This window comes from Sphingomonas sp. PvP056, assembly GCF_040549155.1.
Taxonomy (GTDB): Bacteria; Pseudomonadota; Alphaproteobacteria; order Sphingomonadales; family Sphingomonadaceae; genus Sphingomonas.
The window spans coordinates 204,691-220,894 of sequence record NZ_JBEPST010000006.1 but is presented as its reverse complement, the minus strand read 5'-3'; the positions used below and the strand labels follow the sequence as shown (position 1 = coordinate 220,894).

The 16,204-nt window shown below is 65.3% G+C and carries 13 protein-coding genes; 9 read left to right on the top strand and 4 right to left on the bottom strand.

Annotated elements, in window-relative coordinates; translation table 11 throughout:
* Nucleotides 1–36: 36 nt before the first annotated feature.
* From sppA to ABIC17_RS15330, 6 genes are all read left to right on the top strand, one after another.
* Nucleotides 37–1,932, top strand: a complete 1,896-nt coding sequence (gene sppA, locus ABIC17_RS15355) for a signal peptide peptidase SppA (RefSeq protein WP_354283200.1) — start codon at nucleotides 37–39, stop codon at nucleotides 1,930–1,932.
* On the top strand, nucleotides 1,929–2,528 hold the full coding sequence (locus ABIC17_RS15350) for a GNAT family N-acetyltransferase (RefSeq protein WP_354283198.1): 600 nt from the start codon (nucleotides 1,929–1,931) through the stop codon (nucleotides 2,526–2,528). Before sppA ends, ABIC17_RS15350 begins: the two co-directional genes overlap by 4 nt.
* Before the next feature lie 105 nt (nucleotides 2,529–2,633).
* Nucleotides 2,634–2,990: an endonuclease domain-containing protein gene (locus ABIC17_RS15345; RefSeq protein WP_354283196.1), complete on the top strand. Its 357-nt coding sequence runs from the start codon at nucleotides 2,634–2,636 to the stop codon at nucleotides 2,988–2,990.
* Nucleotides 2,991–3,072: 82 nt separating this feature from the next.
* Nucleotides 3,073–6,009 carry an isoleucine--tRNA ligase gene (ileS, locus tag ABIC17_RS15340; protein WP_354283195.1) on the top strand — a complete coding sequence of 979 codons (2,937 nt, stop codon included), beginning with the start codon at nucleotides 3,073–3,075 and terminating at the stop codon, nucleotides 6,007–6,009.
* Complete coding sequence (lspA, locus tag ABIC17_RS15335; RefSeq protein ID WP_354283193.1) at nucleotides 6,006–6,590, top strand: signal peptidase II; 585 nt, start codon at nucleotides 6,006–6,008, stop codon at nucleotides 6,588–6,590. The genes ileS and lspA overlap by 4 nt, the downstream gene beginning before the upstream one ends.
* Complete coding sequence (locus ABIC17_RS15330) at nucleotides 6,583–6,993, top strand: DUF3035 domain-containing protein (RefSeq protein WP_354283191.1); 411 nt, start codon at nucleotides 6,583–6,585, stop codon at nucleotides 6,991–6,993. Before lspA ends, ABIC17_RS15330 begins: the two co-directional genes overlap by 8 nt.
* Nucleotides 6,994–7,158: 165 nt before the next feature.
* Here ABIC17_RS15330 and ABIC17_RS15325 read toward each other — a convergent pair whose 3' ends face one another.
* From ABIC17_RS15325 to ABIC17_RS15310, 4 genes are all read right to left on the bottom strand, one after another.
* Entirely contained in the window at nucleotides 7,159–7,950 is a 792-nt protein-coding gene (locus ABIC17_RS15325) for a TorF family putative porin (RefSeq protein ID WP_354283189.1), read from the bottom strand.
* 197 nt (nucleotides 7,951–8,147) lie between these two features.
* Nucleotides 8,148–9,341, bottom strand: a complete 1,194-nt coding sequence (gene metC / locus ABIC17_RS15320; protein WP_354283187.1) for a cystathionine beta-lyase — start codon at nucleotides 9,339–9,341, stop codon at nucleotides 8,148–8,150.
* 201 nt (nucleotides 9,342–9,542) lie between these two features.
* On the bottom strand, nucleotides 9,543–10,382 hold the full coding sequence (gene sseA, locus ABIC17_RS15315) for a 3-mercaptopyruvate sulfurtransferase (protein ID WP_354283185.1): 840 nt from the start codon (nucleotides 10,380–10,382) through the stop codon (nucleotides 9,543–9,545).
* 31 nt (nucleotides 10,383–10,413) lie between these two features.
* Nucleotides 10,414–11,967, bottom strand: a complete 1,554-nt coding sequence (locus ABIC17_RS15310; protein ID WP_354283183.1) for a cryptochrome/photolyase family protein — start codon at nucleotides 11,965–11,967, stop codon at nucleotides 10,414–10,416.
* A gap of 29 nt (nucleotides 11,968–11,996) precedes the next feature.
* Between ABIC17_RS15310 and queF the strand changes: the two genes are divergently transcribed.
* The 3 genes from queF to ABIC17_RS15295 all read left to right on the top strand — a co-directional run bounded on the left by queF (nucleotide 11,997) and on the right by ABIC17_RS15295 (nucleotide 16,196).
* A complete protein-coding gene (gene queF, locus ABIC17_RS15305) occupies nucleotides 11,997–12,443 on the top strand; it encodes a preQ(1) synthase (RefSeq protein ID WP_354283181.1) in 447 nt (148 codons plus the stop codon).
* A 153-nt stretch (nucleotides 12,444–12,596) separates the two neighbouring features.
* Nucleotides 12,597–14,870, top strand: a complete 2,274-nt coding sequence (locus ABIC17_RS15300) for a glycosyltransferase family 4 protein (RefSeq protein WP_354283179.1) — start codon at nucleotides 12,597–12,599, stop codon at nucleotides 14,868–14,870.
* 45 nt (nucleotides 14,871–14,915) lie between these two features.
* The gene (locus ABIC17_RS15295; protein WP_354283177.1) at nucleotides 14,916–16,196 is read left to right on the top strand and encodes a glycoside hydrolase family 130 protein; all 1,281 of its coding nucleotides are present in this window, start codon (nucleotides 14,916–14,918) and stop codon (nucleotides 16,194–16,196) included.
* The last annotated feature ends 8 nt before the right edge of the window (nucleotides 16,197–16,204 follow it).

Sequence of the window (16,204 nt, the reverse complement as noted above, 5' to 3'; positions counted from 1 at the left end):
CGCAGGATTTTTCCGCATTTGCAGGGAGCGGCGCAGGTGAAACTCGTTCGAGGCGCTTGGAAGTTACTGGTCGGGATCAAGGACGCGCTGGTGCTGGTCGCCATGCTGCTGTTCTTCGGCCTGTTATTCGGCCTGCTCGCGGCAAAACCCAATACGGGCGCGGTCAAGGACGGCGCGCTGGTGCTCAAGCTCGACGGCCCGATCGTCGAGCAGCCGTCGCCCGGCGATCCGTTCGCGACCCTCGGCGGCGGTGGGTCGACCCCCGAATATCGCCTGCGTGACGTGGTGCGTGCGCTCGACAAGGCGGCGAAGGACGACCGCGTCAAGACCGTGGTGCTCGATCTCGACTCGTTCGCGGGCGGCTATCCCGCCGCGCTGACCGAAGTCGGCGATGCGCTGCGCCGCGTGCGCGACGGTTCCGATGGGAAGGGGGGCAAGCCGGTGCTCGCCTACGCAACCGCTTATACCGACGGCGGATATCGCCTCGCCGCGAACGCCAGCGAGATCTGGATGAGCCCGATGGGGGGCACGCTGTTCATGGGGCCGGGCGGAAGCCAGCTCTATTACAAGGGCCTGATCGACAAGCTCGGGGTCAACGCGCACGTCTACCGCGTCGGCAAGTACAAGTCGTTCGTCGAGCCGTACACGCGCACCGAAGCCTCGCCCGAGGCCAAGGAAGAAGTGGTCAAATTGTACCAGGTTCTGTTCCAGCAATGGCAGGAAGTGGTCGCAAAGGCGCGACCCAAGGCCAAGTTCCAGCCGTTTTTGACCACGCCTGGCGCGGTCATCACCGCGGCGCAGGGAAATATCGCCGAGGCCAACCTCCAGGCGGGGATCGTCGACAAGCTCGGCACCCGGCTCGATTTCGGCAAGCGCGTCGCGCAGCTCGCAGGCGCGCCGGGTGGCAAGGCGCCGGGGACGTTCAACACGATCAAGCTCGCCAATTACATCGCGGCGAACCCGCTGCCGACCGCAGGTGCCAAGATCGGCGTGCTGACAATCGCGGGTGACATCATCGACGGCAAGTCCAAGGCGGGCTCGGTCGGTGGCGATACGGTCGCCAAGCTGGTGCTCGAAGGTCTCGCCAAGAAGGACCTCAAGGCGCTCGTCGTCCGCGTCGATTCGCCCGGCGGCTCGGCGCTCGCGTCCGAGGACATGCGCCGCGCGATTATCGAGGCGAAGGCGCAGAAGCTGCCGATCGTCGTGTCGATGGGCAATATGGCGGCGTCGGGTGGCTATTGGGTCGCAACCGCAGGCGATGTGATCTTCGCCGAGCCGACGACGATCACTGGTTCGATCGGCATCTTCGGGATCATCCCGACCTTCGAGAATACGCTTAAGAAGATCGGCCTGACGTCGGACGGGGTGCGCACCACGCCGCTGTCGGGGCAGCCGGACATTTACGGCGGCACCACGCCCGAGACCGACACGATCTTCCAGGCGGGAATCGAGAATGGCTATCGCCAGTTCATCACGCGTGTCGCGAATGCGCGGAAGATGACGCCCGAGCGCGTCAACGAGATCGGGCAGGGACGTGTCTGGGATGGCGGAACCGCGCGGCAGCTCGGTCTGGTCGATCGCTTCGGCGGGTTGCAGGATGCCATCGACGAAGCCGCCAAGCGCGCCGGGCTGAAGCCGGGTGACGTGCACGCCGAATATCTCGAGAGGAAGCCGGGCGCGTTCGCGATGATGATCCAGCAGATCCTGTCGTCGGGTCGCGACGATGACGATGCCTCGGCAGGCGACGCGTTCACCCGGATGGCGGCGGATCGCCGCGCGGTGTTCGCACGCGCGCTGGGCGACGTGAAGCGGATCGGCACGGGCGCGGCGATCCAGGCACGCTGCCTCGAATGCGACGGCATCGGCGGGACCGCACCGCGTCCCGGCGACGCCAAGCTGCTCGATCTGGTGCTCGCACGGTTCGCGCTGTGATCGCGCCGCGGGAGGTTCCGTCGGGCGGGCCCACCCCCGTCGCGGTGCGCCCTGCGACGCTCGACGATGCGGCGGCGATCGCCGACATATACCGGCCCTATGTCGAGCGCGGGACGGTCTCGTTCGAAACCGACGCGCCCGACACCGCGACGATGTGCGCACGGATGGCCAAGTCGAACGGGCTGTACCCGTGGCTGGTCGTGACCGAGGGCGAGGGCGGGCCGGTGCGGGGGTACGCCTATGCCTCGGCGTTCCGGGATCGGCCGGCGTATCGCTACACGATCGAGACGACGGTTTATCTCGAGATCGGCACGCAGGGGCGCGGCAACGGGCGGCAATTGTACGACGCGCTGATCGACACGGTGCGCGCGCAGGGGTTCACCCATGCGATCGGCGTGATCGCCTTGCCGAACGACCATTCGATCCGGTTGCATGAGTCGGTCGGGTTCCGGCGCGCGGGGTTCTTCCGCGAGGCGGGGTATAAGGACGGGCGCTGGATCGACGTTGGGTATTGGCAGTGCGAGCTCAATCCGGCGACGATTCCGCCGTTGGAGCCTAAACCGTTCAGCGAGACGGGGATGGTGTGGAGTTGGTGAGGCTTAGGGTGTGAGGGAGTAGGCGAGAAATAGCCCCTCCCCTTCAGGGGAGGGGTCGGGGTGGGGAAGTGATGGCCACTGAAGCGGAGCTGCTGGCTCGCGCGCATGAAGATGCGGCGGAATCCTACCGAGCCTGAGGTGAGGCTTTGGCGGGCGCTTTCCAATTCGCAGCTGAATGGCCTGAAGTTTCGCCGCCAGCATGTCGTGTTCGAGGCTCAGGCAATTCTGGACTTCTTTTGTCCGGGGATCGGGCTGGGAATCGAGGTTGACGGCGATACGCACGATGGGCCTTGCGATGCCAAACGCGACGTTCGGTTGAGGGCGCTCGGCTTCACCATCATCCGCTTTGGCAATCATGACGTCATGACGAACCTCGCGGACGTTGCTGAGATGATCGCGGCCACTGCTTCCACGCTTCCCGACCGGTGGCAGCGCACTTCCCCACCCCAACCCCTCCCCTGAAGGGGAGGGGCTATAAGTGGGCGGTGCTCTTCAAGGGGAGGGGCTTTCTACGGGGCGCGCTTCAGGCTAAGCGCTCAAGCAAATGACTGATACCCCCGCACCCGCGCGCGATTACCGCGATACCGTCTTCCTGCCGAAGACCGATTTCCCGATGAAGGCGGGCCTTCCCGCTAAGGAGCCGGGGATTCTCGCGAGATGGCAGGCGATGGGGCTGTACGAGAAGGTCCGTGCCGCGCGCGCCGGCCGCGAGAAGTTCATCCTGCATGATGGCCCGCCGTACGCGAATGGCGACATGCATATCGGCCATGCGCTCAACCACATCCTCAAGGATACGGTGTGCCGGACGCAGACTTTGCTCGGCAAGGACGCGCCCTATGTGCCCGGCTGGGACTGCCACGGCCTGCCGATCGAATGGAAGGTCGAGGAGCAATATCGCGCCAAGAAGCGCAACAAGGACGAGGTCCCGCCGCGCGAATTCCGCGCCGAGTGCCGCGCCTATGCGCAGCATTGGGTCAACGTCCAGCGCGAGCAGTTGAAGCGGCTCGGGATCAACGGCGACTGGGATCACCCCTATCTGACGATGGATTTCGCCGCCGAGGCGACGATCGTCACCGAGCTGATGAAGTTCGCGGAGAGCGGCCAGCTGTATCGTGGCGCCAAGCCAGTGATGTGGTCGCCGGTCGAGAAGACCGCGCTCGCCGAGGCCGAGGTCGAATATGAGGACGTGGTGTCGACGCAGATCGACGTCGCGTTCGAGATCGTCGATGCGCCGAACGCGCCCGAGCTGGTCGGCGCGCATGCGGTGATCTGGACGACGACGCCGTGGACGATCCCGGTCAACCAGGCGCTGAGCTATGGGCCGGAGATCGAATATCTGCTGGTGCGCTTCGACGACATGGTCGAGGGGCCGCGGACGTTGCTGGTCGCGCACGATCTGCTCGAAAGCTTCGGCGCGCGGATCGGGCATCCGGTGATCCTCAAGATCGGCGACAGTGCGGGGACGGTGAGCGCGCTGCAGTCGATCAAGGGCTCGCAGCTCGAAGGCGCGACCGCGCGGCATCCGATGCATGAACTGGGCGGGTTCTTCGCCAAGCCGCGGCCGTTCCTGCCGGGCGATTTCGTCACGACCGATGCGGGCACCGGGCTCGTCCACATGTCGCCCGACCACGGCGAGGACGATTTCCTGCTGTGCAAGCAGTACGGGATCGAGCCGGTCTTCGCGGTCGATGGCGCGGGGATGTATCGCGACGACTGGGCGTGGCTCGGCGGGCAGGGCTCGGTGATCAACAAGAAGTTCGTCAGCGCGGAGGGGCCGATCTGTGCGGACCTGCGTAGCGTCGGCGCGTTGATCGCGGCGAGCGATGATTTCGCGCACAGCTATCCGCATTCGTGGCGGTCGAAGGCGAAGGTGATTTTCCGCGCTACGCCGCAATGGTTTATCCCGATGGATGCACCGCTTGATAGCCCCTCCCCCTCGGGGGAGGGGTTGGGGTGGGGCAGTCCAGCAGAGGGGGGTCTCAGTGAGACACCGGCAGAGCTCGGTCTCGGTGAGACACCCCCCACCCCCAACCCCTCCCCTGAAGGGGAGGGGCGAAACGGGCGAACGTTGCGCCAAACCGCGCTCGCCGCCATCGAGGCGACCACCTGGTATCCCCCCAAGGGTCAGAACCGCATCACCGCGATGGTCGCGGGGCGCCCGGACTGGGTGATCAGCCGCCAGCGCGCGTGGGGCGTGCCGATCACTTTGTTCGTCGATCGCAAGACCGGCCAGTATCTCGTCGACCCCGCGGTCAACGCGCGGATCATCGCCGCCGTCAGCGCCGAGGGCGTCGATGCGTGGAGCGAGGAAGCCGCGCAGGACCTGCTCGGCCCGGACTACCGGCTCGCCGATTACGAGCGCGTCACCGACATTCTCGACGTGTGGTTCGACAGCGGCTGCACGCACGCGTTCGTGCTCGACAGCGGGCGCTGGACCGACCTGCAATGGCCCGCCGACCTGTATCTCGAAGGCTCGGACCAGCATCGCGGCTGGTTCCAGTCGTCGCTGATGGAAAGCTGCGGGACGCGCGGGCGCGCGCCGTACAAGGCGGTGCTGACCCACGGGTTCACGATGGATTCGAAGGGCATGAAAATGTCCAAGAGCCTCGGCAACACGATCAACCCGCTCGACCTGATGAAGGAATCGGGCGCGGATATCCTGCGGCTGTGGGCGCTGTCGGTCGATTTCACCGAGGATCACCGGATCGGCAAGGAGATCCTGAACGGCGTTTCGGATCAGTATCGCAAGCTGCGCAACACCTTCCGCTACCTGCTCGGCGCGCTCGAAGGGTTCGACGAGGCCGAGCGGCTCCCGGTCGCGGAGATGCCCGAGCTCGAACGCTATGTGCTCCAGTTGCTCGCCGAGCTCGACGCCAAGCTGCGCGCGGCGGTCGCGGTGTATGATTTCAACAGCTACGTCCGGCTGCTGACCGAGTTCGCGCAGGAGGACCTGTCCGCCTTCTACTTCGATATCCGCAAGGATTCGCTCTATTGCGACGGGGTCGACGATCCCAAGCGGCGCGGGTGCCGGACGGTGTTCGACACGCTGTTCCACGCGCTGGTGCGCTATGCCGCGCCGGTGTTGTGCTTCACCGCCGAGGAGACGTGGCAGGCGCGCTTCCCGAGCGAGGACGAGTCGGTGCATCTGCTGGAGTGGCCCGAGCTGCCCGCGGTCGATGGCGTCGATGTCGCGCATTGGGCGCAGGTGCGCGCGCTTCGCACGCAAGTGACCGAGGCAATCGAACCGCTGCGGCGCGAGAAGATCGTGCGCTCCAGCCTCGAGGCCGAAGTCGTCGTGCCCGAGGCGCCGATGCCGGTGGAGGCGCTGGCCGAGCTGTTCATCGTCGCCAAGGTGACGACGGGCGCGGGCGTGGCGGTCAGCCGTACCGACTATGACAAATGCGGGCGCTGCTGGCGGCTGCTGCCAGACGTCACCGAGGACGGCGCGCTGTGCGATCGGTGCGCGGAGGTGGTGGCGTGAGGCTCCCGCTTGCCGGGCTGACGACCGCCGTCGTGCTGTTCGTGGTCGATCAGGCCGCGAAGCTCGGCGTGACCGAGGGGCTCAAGCTCAACGCGATGACCGACGCGCATTATGTCACGTCGTTCTTCAACCTGCGCTTCGTCGCGAACCAAGGCGTTTCGCTCGGGTTGTTGCACGCCGACACCGATACGATGCGCTGGCTGCTGGTCGCGATGACCGGGGTGATCGCGCTCGGCGTATTGGTGTGGATGTGGCGCGAGACCAACCGTTCGGAACAGGCGGCGCTCGGGCTCGTGCTGGGCGGGGCGGCGGGGAATATCCTCGATCGCATCCGGCTCGGCTATGTCGTGGATTTCGCGGATCTTCATTTCGGTAGCTGGCAGCCGTTCCTCGTGTTCAACATCGCGGATGCCGCGATCTCGATCGGCGTGGTCATCTTGTTCGCGCGCGCGCTTCTGGTACGAGAGAAGCCGGTGCGGGGGAGTCCGGTAGCGGATGCACCAGCGAAGGGGCCCGGAACGCCACCGGGTGCGACCAATTCAGGGGCAGATCAGGGCCCAACGGAGACGTTTCATGCGTAAGTCGACGATTATTCCCGCCGCGCTGGCGCTGGTGCTGCTCGCCGGGTGCGCGCACAACAAGGTCGGCCGCAGCGGTCCCGACGAATTCACGGTCGCTCGCCAGGCTCCGCTGGTGATTCCGCCCGACTTCTCGCTGACCCCGCCCAAGCCCGGCGCGGCGCGCGCGAACGACGTCAGCGCCAATGCACAGGCGCTCGACGCATTGTTCGGCGGCGTCGCGCAGCGCAGCGCGGGTGAGGCGGCGACGATCAGCCAGGCGGGGATCGACGATGACGATCCCGGCATCCGCTCGTCGGTCGGCGATCCGGGCACGACCGTGGTCGACAAGGGTACGACGACGCGCGACATCGTCTCCGCCCCCGAAGGCGACGGGCAGGCAGCACGCGCCGCGACGCCGAAGTAAGCCGGGCCTTCTTGCCGGACGAATCGAAAAGGGGGCAGCGATGCCCCCTTTTTCACGTCTGCAGGCGGCGCCCCGCAGCGGCAGCATCCCGCCCGGTGGACTCGCCCAAGGTGACCGCAGCTGCGACAAGACCTGGAACCCGGTCCCGTCGCGGCTGCCCCCCGGTCAGAACGCTACGCCGAGCGACGCGACCACGCCTCCCTTGCTGACGTTGCGCCCGCCGCCGGTCACGAACCGGGCATCGGTGTCGACATAAGAAACGCCCAGCGTCAGGACCTTGTACGTCGCCGTCGCCCCGAGCGCCCAGTCGGTATAGCCCTTCTTCCCGGTCGAGTCGGTCGCAAGCCAGCTCGGGCCGAAACTGTGCCCGACGTGCGCGATCAGGCCGATCGGGGTCTTGGGAATGCCCGCCGAGAAGTCCCCCGCGAGATACACGTTGTCGCGTTTGCGCAGCACGCCTGAAGCGCCCTGGTCGAGGGTCAACGCCTTCTGCTTGAACGCGTAATTGACCGTCACCTTCGATGTCAGCGGACCAAAGGTGTGCGAGATGTCGGCATAGGGCTCGAGGAAGTCCGAGCTGCTCATGTCGCCCGTCGGATGCGTCTTGGGATAGACGTAATAGAGCGCACCGATATCGAAGGTCGTCCCGCCGACGACTTTCTTGTAGCCGCCGATCAGATCGATTTCCTGATGCCCGGTCCCGGCGACAGTGACGTAATCGTCGACCGAGGACCCCCATACCGAGACATAGACCCCCGATTGATGCGTGACCGTGATCGACCCCTGGATCGCGGCGTTGCGGTCGGTCTGGGAAACACCGCGGAAGCGGTAGTCGCTGACGAGTGCAGCCGTCCCATTGACCGTGATCGCGGGTGGCGGGGCGGTTTCCTGCGCAAACGCAGGTGTAGCGAAAACGACGAGCACCAGCCCGCCGAGCGTCGTTGTGGAGAAGCGCATCATTTCCCTTTCGAAAATGCGACTGTCCCCGCCTGCTTCCCCCCGATCCGGCATCTGTCGGCGGTCGCAAAGCCGCCCCGCACCGATGATCGACGAGGCCGTAACAATGCCGTGATCCGCTGCGGCGCACAAGCAGGATTGCCGGATGGTTGCGCATTCGTAAGGAAATGTTGCTGTGCCGCCACAGCCGCCGGTGTTCAGCGCGTGGCGGCGAACCGTTCCAGTCCCGCCGCGAGATCCGCGATGAGATCCGCGGGGTCTTCCAGCCCGATCTGCAACCGGACCATCGGCCCGGCATCGGTGCGCTGCGTGACCGAGCGATGGCGGTGCGGATCGACCGGAATCGCGAGGCTCTCGTATCCACCCCAGCTGTAGCCGATTCCGAAATGCGCGAGCCCGTCGATCAGCGCGGCGCGTGCGGCTTCGGTGCCGCCGTCGAGGACGAACGAGAACAGGCCGGACGAGCCGCTGAAGTCGCGCTGGAAAATGGCGTGACCCGGGCAACTCGGGAGCGCCGGATGGAGCACGGTCGCGACTTCGGGCTGGTCCTGCAGCCAGCGCGCGATCTGGAGCGCGCTCTGTTCGTGCTGGCGCAGGCGGATCGCCATCGTGCGAAGCCCGCGCGAGCCGAGCCAACAGTCATCCGGACTGGCGACTTGGCCGAGCTGGAAGCTGGTGTCGCGCAGCCGCGCGAAATGGCCGGGCGCGGCGGTGACCGAGCCGAGCATCACGTCGCTGTGGCCGACGACATATTTGGTGCAGGCGAGGATCGTCAGGTCGATCCCGTGCGCGATCGCGGGGAAGAACAAGGGCGTCGCCCACGTGTTGTCGAGCAAGGTGGTGACGCCGCGGGCCTTGGCGGCGGCGACGATCGCGGGGATGTCCTGGACCTCGAAGGTCAGGCTGCCGGGGCTTTCGAGCAGGATCGCAGCGGTCGTGTCGCCGATGAAGTCCGCCATGCCCGCACCGATCAACGGATCGTAGAAGCGCGTCGTGATCCCCATCCGCGCGAGCAGCCCGGTCGCGAGCGAGCGGGTCGGGTCATAAGCGGTGTCGGGGATCAGCACTTCGTCGCCGGGGGAGAGGACCGACAGCAACGCGGCGGCAATCGCGGCGACGCCGGACGGGTAGAGGAACGTGCCTTCGGCGCCGGGTTCGAGTTCGGTCAGCGCGTCGGCGAGGCTCCACTGGGTGGGCGTGCCGCGGCGACCGTAGAACAGGCGGTGGTGGGTGTCGCGGGCGCCTGCTGCGCGGAGGTCGGCGACGGAGTCGTAGAGGATCGTCGAGGCGCGCCATACGGGGGTGTTGACGATGCCTTGGGTCCATTCCTTGCGGCGGCCTGCGCCGACGACGCGGGTGGAATCGCCCTTGGGGGTGTCGGTTTTGTTCATGGCGGTGCTCCGGCAGTGCTGGAGACTGCAAAGCGGGCGACGCGGAAGAAGGCAAGGGTGGAGCGTGGAATCTCTAAAGCCCCTCCCCTTCAGGGGAGGGGTAGGGGGTGGGGCTGTGCCTCGCAGAGAGGTGCGTTCTGCTGGACTTCCCCACCCCAACCCCTCCCCTGAAGGGGAGGGGCTTGAGGAGGAGGAGAAGCGTTACGCTGCGCCTGTCGCCTTCGGCGTCGTGCGATCGGCACCCCATTCGGACCAGCTGCCGTCATAGACCGCCGCTTCCACCCCAAGAAGATGCGCGCCGAACGCCAGCGCCGAAGCGGTAATCCCCGACCCGCACGTCGTCACCAACGGCTTGGTCAAGTCGATCCCCGCGCCCTCGAACGCGCTGCGCAAGGCGTCGCCGGTCTTCCACGTGCCGTCTTCGTTGAAGATCTGCCCGACCGGCAAGTTCCGCGACCCCGGGATATGCCCCGGATGCGTCGCGGGGCGTGGGTCGGCTTCCTCGCCGGTGAAGCGCGCGGACGAGCGCGCGTCGAGCACCTGTTCCGCGCCGCTGTCGACGTTGGCCTTCATCTGGTCGAGCGTGCGGACGCCCTTGTCGTCGGCCCAGACGGTGAAGTGCCGATGGCGCAGCTGTTCCTTGCCGCTGGCGATCTCGCGACCCTCCGCCTGCCATTTGGCGAGACCACCATCGAGGATCGCGACGTCATGCGCGCCGAAGGTGCGGAGCATGAACCACGCGCGCGCCGCAGTATGGAAAGGCGAATTGTCGTAGAGCACGATCCGGCTGCCGTCACCGAGCCCGAGCGACTGCATCCGGCTCGCGAACTTTTCGGGAGTAGGGAGCATCGAGGGCAGATCGTTCGACGTGTCCGCGATCTCGCCCAAGTCCATGAACACCGCGCCGGGAATATGCGCCGACTCATATTCGGCGGCGGCGTTGCGGTCGCCGAACCCGGCGAAATAGGTCGCGTCGACGATCCTCAGGTCGTTCGCGCCAAGTTCGTTCGCGAGCCAATCGGTGGTCACCAGCGAGTCCATGTCCCGTCTCCTTTTACGCGTTTTGGCGAGCCTAATACGCCGTCGGGGCGGCGTCGAGACGGTCGAGAAAGGCTTTCGCAGAGTCGCGGATCTCGCTTTGGGTCGCTTCGTCCATCTTCGCCCAGGTGCGATAGGGCATCGCCATGCGCGGATTGCGCGCGAGCTTGTCCTCGTGGCGGACGACGAAATCCCAGTAGAGCGCGTTGAACGGGCAGGCGTCGGGCCCGGTCCGCTGGCGGACGTCGTAGCGGCAATGCCCGCAATAATCGGACATCTTGTTGATGTACGCGCCGCTCGCGGCATAGGGTTTGGACCCGAGCAGACCGCCGTCGGCGAACTGGCTCATACCGAGCGTGTTGGGCAATTCGACCCATTCGTAGGCATCGATATAGATTTCGAGATACCACAAATGGACGAGGTGCGGATCCGCGCCGATCAGCAGCGCAAAGGTGCCCGTGACCATCAATCGCTGGATGTGATGCGCGTGCGCATTCTCGAGCGTCTGCCCGATCGACTCGGCGAGGCAGTGCATGTCGGTCTCGCCGGTCCAGTAGAAGGCGGGGAGTGCACGCGTCGCTTCGAGCGCGTTGCGGTGCGCGTAATCGGGGCCTTCGCGCCAATAGATCCCGCGGACATATTCGCGCCAGCCGATGATCTGGCGGATGAAGCCTTCCGCCGCGTTGATCGGCACCTTGCCCGCGCGATATCGCTTCTCGACCGCGCGGCACAGCGCCAGCGGATCGAGCAGCCCGACGTTGAGATAGGGCGAGAGCAGCGAGTGCCACAAGGCGGGCTCGCCGGTCAGCATCGCGTCCTGATAATCGCCGAAGCCAGCGAGCGCATGATCGAGGAACTGCTTCTGCTGGCGTTCGGCGTCGTGCGCGGTCACCGCCCAGGCAAAGCTGTCGAGGCTGCCGGGATGGTCCGCGAACCGCTCCGCGACGAGCGCCATCACCGCCTGCGTGATAGCATCGGGCGCGAAGCGTAACGGGCGCGGCATCAGCAGGTCGGCCTTTGCCGGCTTGCGATTGTCGTGGTCGAAATTCCACTGGCCGCCGACGGGGTCCTTGCCGTCCATCAGCAAACCGGTCTTGCGACGCATGTCGCGGTAGAAATACTCCATGCGCAACTGCTTGCGCTCCTCCGCCCAAGTGCCGAACTCGGCGTGGGTGGCGAGGAAGCGGTCGTCGTCGCGGATCTCGACGGGGATGCCGAACAGCGTTTCCCATGCGTCGAGCATCGCGCGCACGCGCCATTCGCCCGCTTCGGTGACGACGATCCGCACAGGGTCATGCCGCCCGACCGCGCGCGCGACTTCGCCGGTGAAGCTGCCGGTCGAATCGGGATCGTCGAGCGTGATATAGTCCACGGTCCAGCCCTCGGCGCGCAGCAGCTCGGCATGGTGGCGCATTGCGGAGAGGATGAAGGCGATCTTCTGCTTGTGGTGCCGGACGTAGGTGGTCTCGTCGGCGACCTCCATCAGCAACAGGCGCGACGTGGCGGGATCGGCACCCTGCAGCGACGACAGGCCGAGCGACAGCTGGTCGCCAAGGATCGGGATCAGCGTCAGGTGCGGCGGTTCCATTTCGGCGTGTGCTCCCCTATCTCTGGCGCATGACCCCATTACATCTTGGCCAGACGAGTGCGCTCCCCGCATCCCCAGAAGCGGCGGTGCTCGATTACGTTCCCAACCCACGTGCAGGATCGCTGTATCTGGTGCGGTTTGCGGTTCCCGAATTCACCTCGCTGTGCCCGGTGACCGGCCAGCCCGATTTCGCGCATCTGGTGATCGACTATGCGCCGGGCGACACGATCGTCGAGTCCAAATCGCTCAAATTGTTCCTAGGGGCTTTCCGCAATCATCAGGGATTTCACGAGGATTGCACGGTCGGCATCGGCCAGCGATTGTTTGACGAGATGCAGCCGCGCTGGCTGCGAATCGGAGGCTATTGGTACCCGCGTGGTGGAATCCCGATCGACGTGTTCTGGCAGTCGGGACCGCCGCCCGAACACCTCTGGCTTCCGGCGCAGGACGTTCCGGGATATCGCGGGCGCGGCTGACATGCATCATCGCGTTCAGCTCACCGCAAGATTCCACAGGGCGGGCGCGAATCTTTTGTTGCGACGCAACATTTCTGCAACCATTTATTAACTTGGCCGTTCGTTTCGTGACAGCTGAGGGAAATTCCCTCTTTCACTCTTAGGATTACGAACATGGTGCACTTGGCAGATGTCGTGACCCCGATCGATCACCTTGCACTGATCGGCAATTTCCTGCCTCGGAAATGCGGCCTTGCAACATATACGACGGACACGTTCACCGCATTGAAGGGTCGGTTTCCCGACCTCGACATCGATATCTACGCGATGGACGATCATCCCGGTCGGTACGAGTATCCGCCCGAAGTGACGCGCAGCATTCCCGACCAGGACCGTGGCGCGTATCTCGATGCAGCGCGTGCGATCGAGGCGAGCGGGGCGCAGGCGATCTGGCTGCAGCACGAATATGGCATCTTCGGCGGCGTCGCCGGCGAGCATATCCTCGCGCTGCTCGACCGCGTTTCGCTGCCGGTCATCGTCACCTTGCATACGATTCTCGAGAAGCCCGACGCGGATCAGCGCCGGGTCATGGAAGGTTTGCTGCAGCGTTGCTCGCGCGTCGTCGTGATGGCGGAACGTGGCCGCGAGATTCTCGAGCGCGTTTATGGTGCCAGTGGCCGGTCGATCGTGATGATCCCGCACGGCGTGCCGGATCGCGATTTCGTCCAGCCCGATTCGCTCAAGCCGCGCTTTGGCTGGGAAGGCCGCAAGGTCGTGCTGACCTTCGGGTTGCTCGCGCCGGGCAAGGGTATCGAAGTGATGATCGAGGCACTGCCCAAGATCGTCGCGGCGCATCCCGAGACGCTGTATACGGTGCTGGGCGCGACCCATCCGAACCTCGTCGCCTATGAGGGCGAGAAGTATCGCGACGGCCTCAAGGCGCTCGCCGAGAAGCTCGGCGTGTCGGACAACATCCAGTTCATCGATGCCTTCCTCGAGCATGACGAGCTGATCGACTATCTGCAGGCGGCCGACATCTACGCGACGCCGTATTTGAACCCGGCACAGATCACGTCGGGTACGCTCAGCTATGCGGTCGGGGTCGGCAAGGCGGTCGTATCGACGCCTTATGTCCATGCGACCGAAATCCTCGCCGACGGGCATGGTGTCATTGTCGACTTCAGCGATTCCGACGCCTTCGCGCGCGAAATCATTGCGCTGCTCGGTAACGATCGTGCCCGCACCGAATTGCAGGAGCGCGCCTATGCGCGGGGTCGCACGATGATCTGGCCGCGTCTCGCCGAAGTCGCGATGCGCGAGATCTCGGCGATGGTTGCTGCAAAGCCACGTCGGTTACATGGGTCCAGCATGTCCTACACGCCGTTGACCCCGGATTTCGCGGCGGTCGAGCGGATGAGCGATTCGACCGGCATGCTCCAGCATTCGATCTATTCGGTCCCCGATCGTCGTCACGGCTATTGCATCGATGACAATGCGCGTGCGCTGATGCTCGTCAGCCACATGCCCGAGATGGACGAGGTCCAGCGCGACAAGTGGATGACGATCTACGCATCGTTCGTCCAATATGCCTGGAACCCGGATCTGCGGCGCTTCCGCAATTTCATGAACTTCGACCGGACCTGGTGCGAGGACACGGGGTCGGAAGATTCGAACGGTCGCGCCTTGTGGTCGCTTGGTGTCACCGCGCGCGATGCGCAGTCGTCCAAGCACCGCGACTGGGCGGTGCGCATGTTCGACATGACCGCATCGATCACGATGGAGCTAGGCTCCCCGCGTGCGCATGGCTTTGCGATGCTCGGGGCGGCGGCGATGCTCGATGCGCATCCGGGCCATGCTTTGTCCAGGCAGATCCTTGCGCGTTATGGCGACGAGCTTTGCGCGCTGCTCGAAGTCGCGCGGCGGCCCGAGTGGGAATGGTTCGAGATCGTCCTCGCCTACGACAATGCGCGTCTGCCCGAGGCGTTGATCCGCGCCGGGATCGCGCTCGGTCGGCCCGAGTTCGTCAAGTGCGGCCTGACCACGCTCGACTGGATCGTCGGCAAGCAGACCTCGCCCGAGGGCCGCTTCCGCGCGGTCGGCAGCGAGAGCTTCGGTCGCGTCTATGCCGAACCGCTCCAGTTCGACCAGCAGCCGCTCGAAGCACAGGCGACGATCGACGCCTGTCATGCGGCCTATCTCGCATCGGACGATCTGCGCTGGGTAGAAGAAGCCGGGAAGGCGTATCGCTGGTATCTTGGTGGCAACGATCTCGACTTGCCGTTGGCGACGTCGCAGGATGGCGGATGTTTCGACGGATTGATGCCGACCGGATTGAACCGAAATCAGGGGGCAGAGTCGATCTTGGCGCTACAAATGGCGAATTGCACGATTTCGGGGCTGGCAAAGCGTACGGAAAGCGTGGCAGGACCCCATAGCGCCGTCGCGTAGCCTCGCTCGCGACGCCGCCGAAGGCGTTGAACGAGGCTATTACGTGTGATTGAGCTCTTCCAGCATGCCCTGCGGTTGCACGCAGATCCATCGCGAGTGGTCGTCCGGCCATTCCACCTTGCGTGGTCACGCAACGGTGGAAGCCGGACGGAGCGGATCGTAGCGGCGGTCATGTCGCTCGACGCGGCCCAGACCCGCGCCGAGCTCGAACTGGTGCTCAAGGACTTCGAGGCGCGGCACTGGCAGACGCGTCGCGTGTTTATGACCCGCTACGACGAGATCGAGGATATGCTCGGGATCGACGGCAGCGAGATCGGTGACGAGAAGCGTCAGCTGATCGGCGCCTATTTCTGCCACGAATACAGTTATGCCGCCGCCGCGCTGATGAACCCTAGTGCGGTGCCGCATTTCGATCAGTCGGGGATGCCCGCGGGATCGCAGCGCATCCTGATGTCGCTGCGCGCGGTGGGCGAGGGGCACATCTCCTCGGTCGCGTTCCGCGAAGGCATCATCACCGACGGCAATCAGCTGAAGCTCGCACCCGAGCCGCCGTTCGCGACCGCGACCGATGCGGTCGGGATCGACGAGGAAACACTCCCCGAAGGGCCGATCACGGTGTTCCGGCATCGCGACTCCACGCTGTCGGGCACGGTGATCTTCCCGATCACCGCAGCGCAGTCGAAGGGGCTCGAGGATCTCCGCCTCGTCCACTTCACGCATGACGACGGCACGGTCGAATGGCTCGGCACCTACACCGCCTATAACGGCTCGGTGATCCAGTCCGAGCTGATGCGCACCCGTGACTTCCGCGCGTTCGACCTGGTGCCGATGACCGGCCCGGCCGCACGCAACAAGGGTATGGCGCTGTTCCCGCGCAAGGTCGGCGGCAAGTATCTGATGATCGGTCGGCAGGACGGCGAGAATCTGTTCCTGCTCAAGTCCGACACGCTGACGCATTGGGACGAAGGGCAGAAGCTGCTGACCCCGGCGTTCCCGTGGGAGCTTGTGCAGATCGGCAATTGCGGGCCGCCGATCGAGCTCGACGAGGGCTGGTTGCTGCTGACGCATGGCGTGGGGGCGATGCGCAAATACGCGATCGGTGCGGTGCTGTTGGACAAGGTCGATCCGTCGAAGGTGATCGGGCGCACGCGCGAGCCGATCCTGGCGGCGGCGAACCAGGACCGCGAGGGGTATGTCCCCAACGTGGTCTACACGTGCGGCGCGATCCGGCATGGGGATACGCTGTTCGTGCCGTATGGCGTGGCGGACAGCTCGGTGGCGTTTGCGTTCATTCCGATCGGGTCGTTGCTCGAGGCGATGGCGTAAGGGTTTCC

What these genes read in the sequence shown, in the direction of transcription:
- metC (WP_354283187.1), bottom strand. Translation starts at nt 9,341, where the DNA reads ATGAACAAAACCGACACCCCCAAGGGCGATTCCACCCGCGTCGTCGGC.
- sseA (WP_354283185.1), bottom strand. Translation starts at nt 10,382, where the DNA reads ATGGACTCGCTGGTGACCACCGATTGGCTCGCGAACGAACTTGGCGCG.
- ABIC17_RS15300 (WP_354283179.1), top strand. Translation starts at nt 12,597, where the DNA reads ATGGTGCACTTGGCAGATGTCGTGACCCCGATCGATCACCTTGCACTG.
- queF (WP_354283181.1), top strand. Translation starts at nt 11,997, where the DNA reads ATGACCCCATTACATCTTGGCCAGACGAGTGCGCTCCCCGCATCCCCA.
- ABIC17_RS15310 (WP_354283183.1), bottom strand. Translation starts at nt 11,967, where the DNA reads ATGGAACCGCCGCACCTGACGCTGATCCCGATCCTTGGCGACCAGCTG.
- ABIC17_RS15330 (WP_354283191.1), top strand. Translation starts at nt 6,583, where the DNA reads ATGCGTAAGTCGACGATTATTCCCGCCGCGCTGGCGCTGGTGCTGCTC.
- ileS (WP_354283195.1), top strand. Translation starts at nt 3,073, where the DNA reads ATGACTGATACCCCCGCACCCGCGCGCGATTACCGCGATACCGTCTTC.
- ABIC17_RS15325 (WP_354283189.1), bottom strand. Translation starts at nt 7,950, where the DNA reads ATGCGCTTCTCCACAACGACGCTCGGCGGGCTGGTGCTCGTCGTTTTC.
- ABIC17_RS15345 (WP_354283196.1), top strand. Translation starts at nt 2,634, where the DNA reads ATGAAGATGCGGCGGAATCCTACCGAGCCTGAGGTGAGGCTTTGGCGG.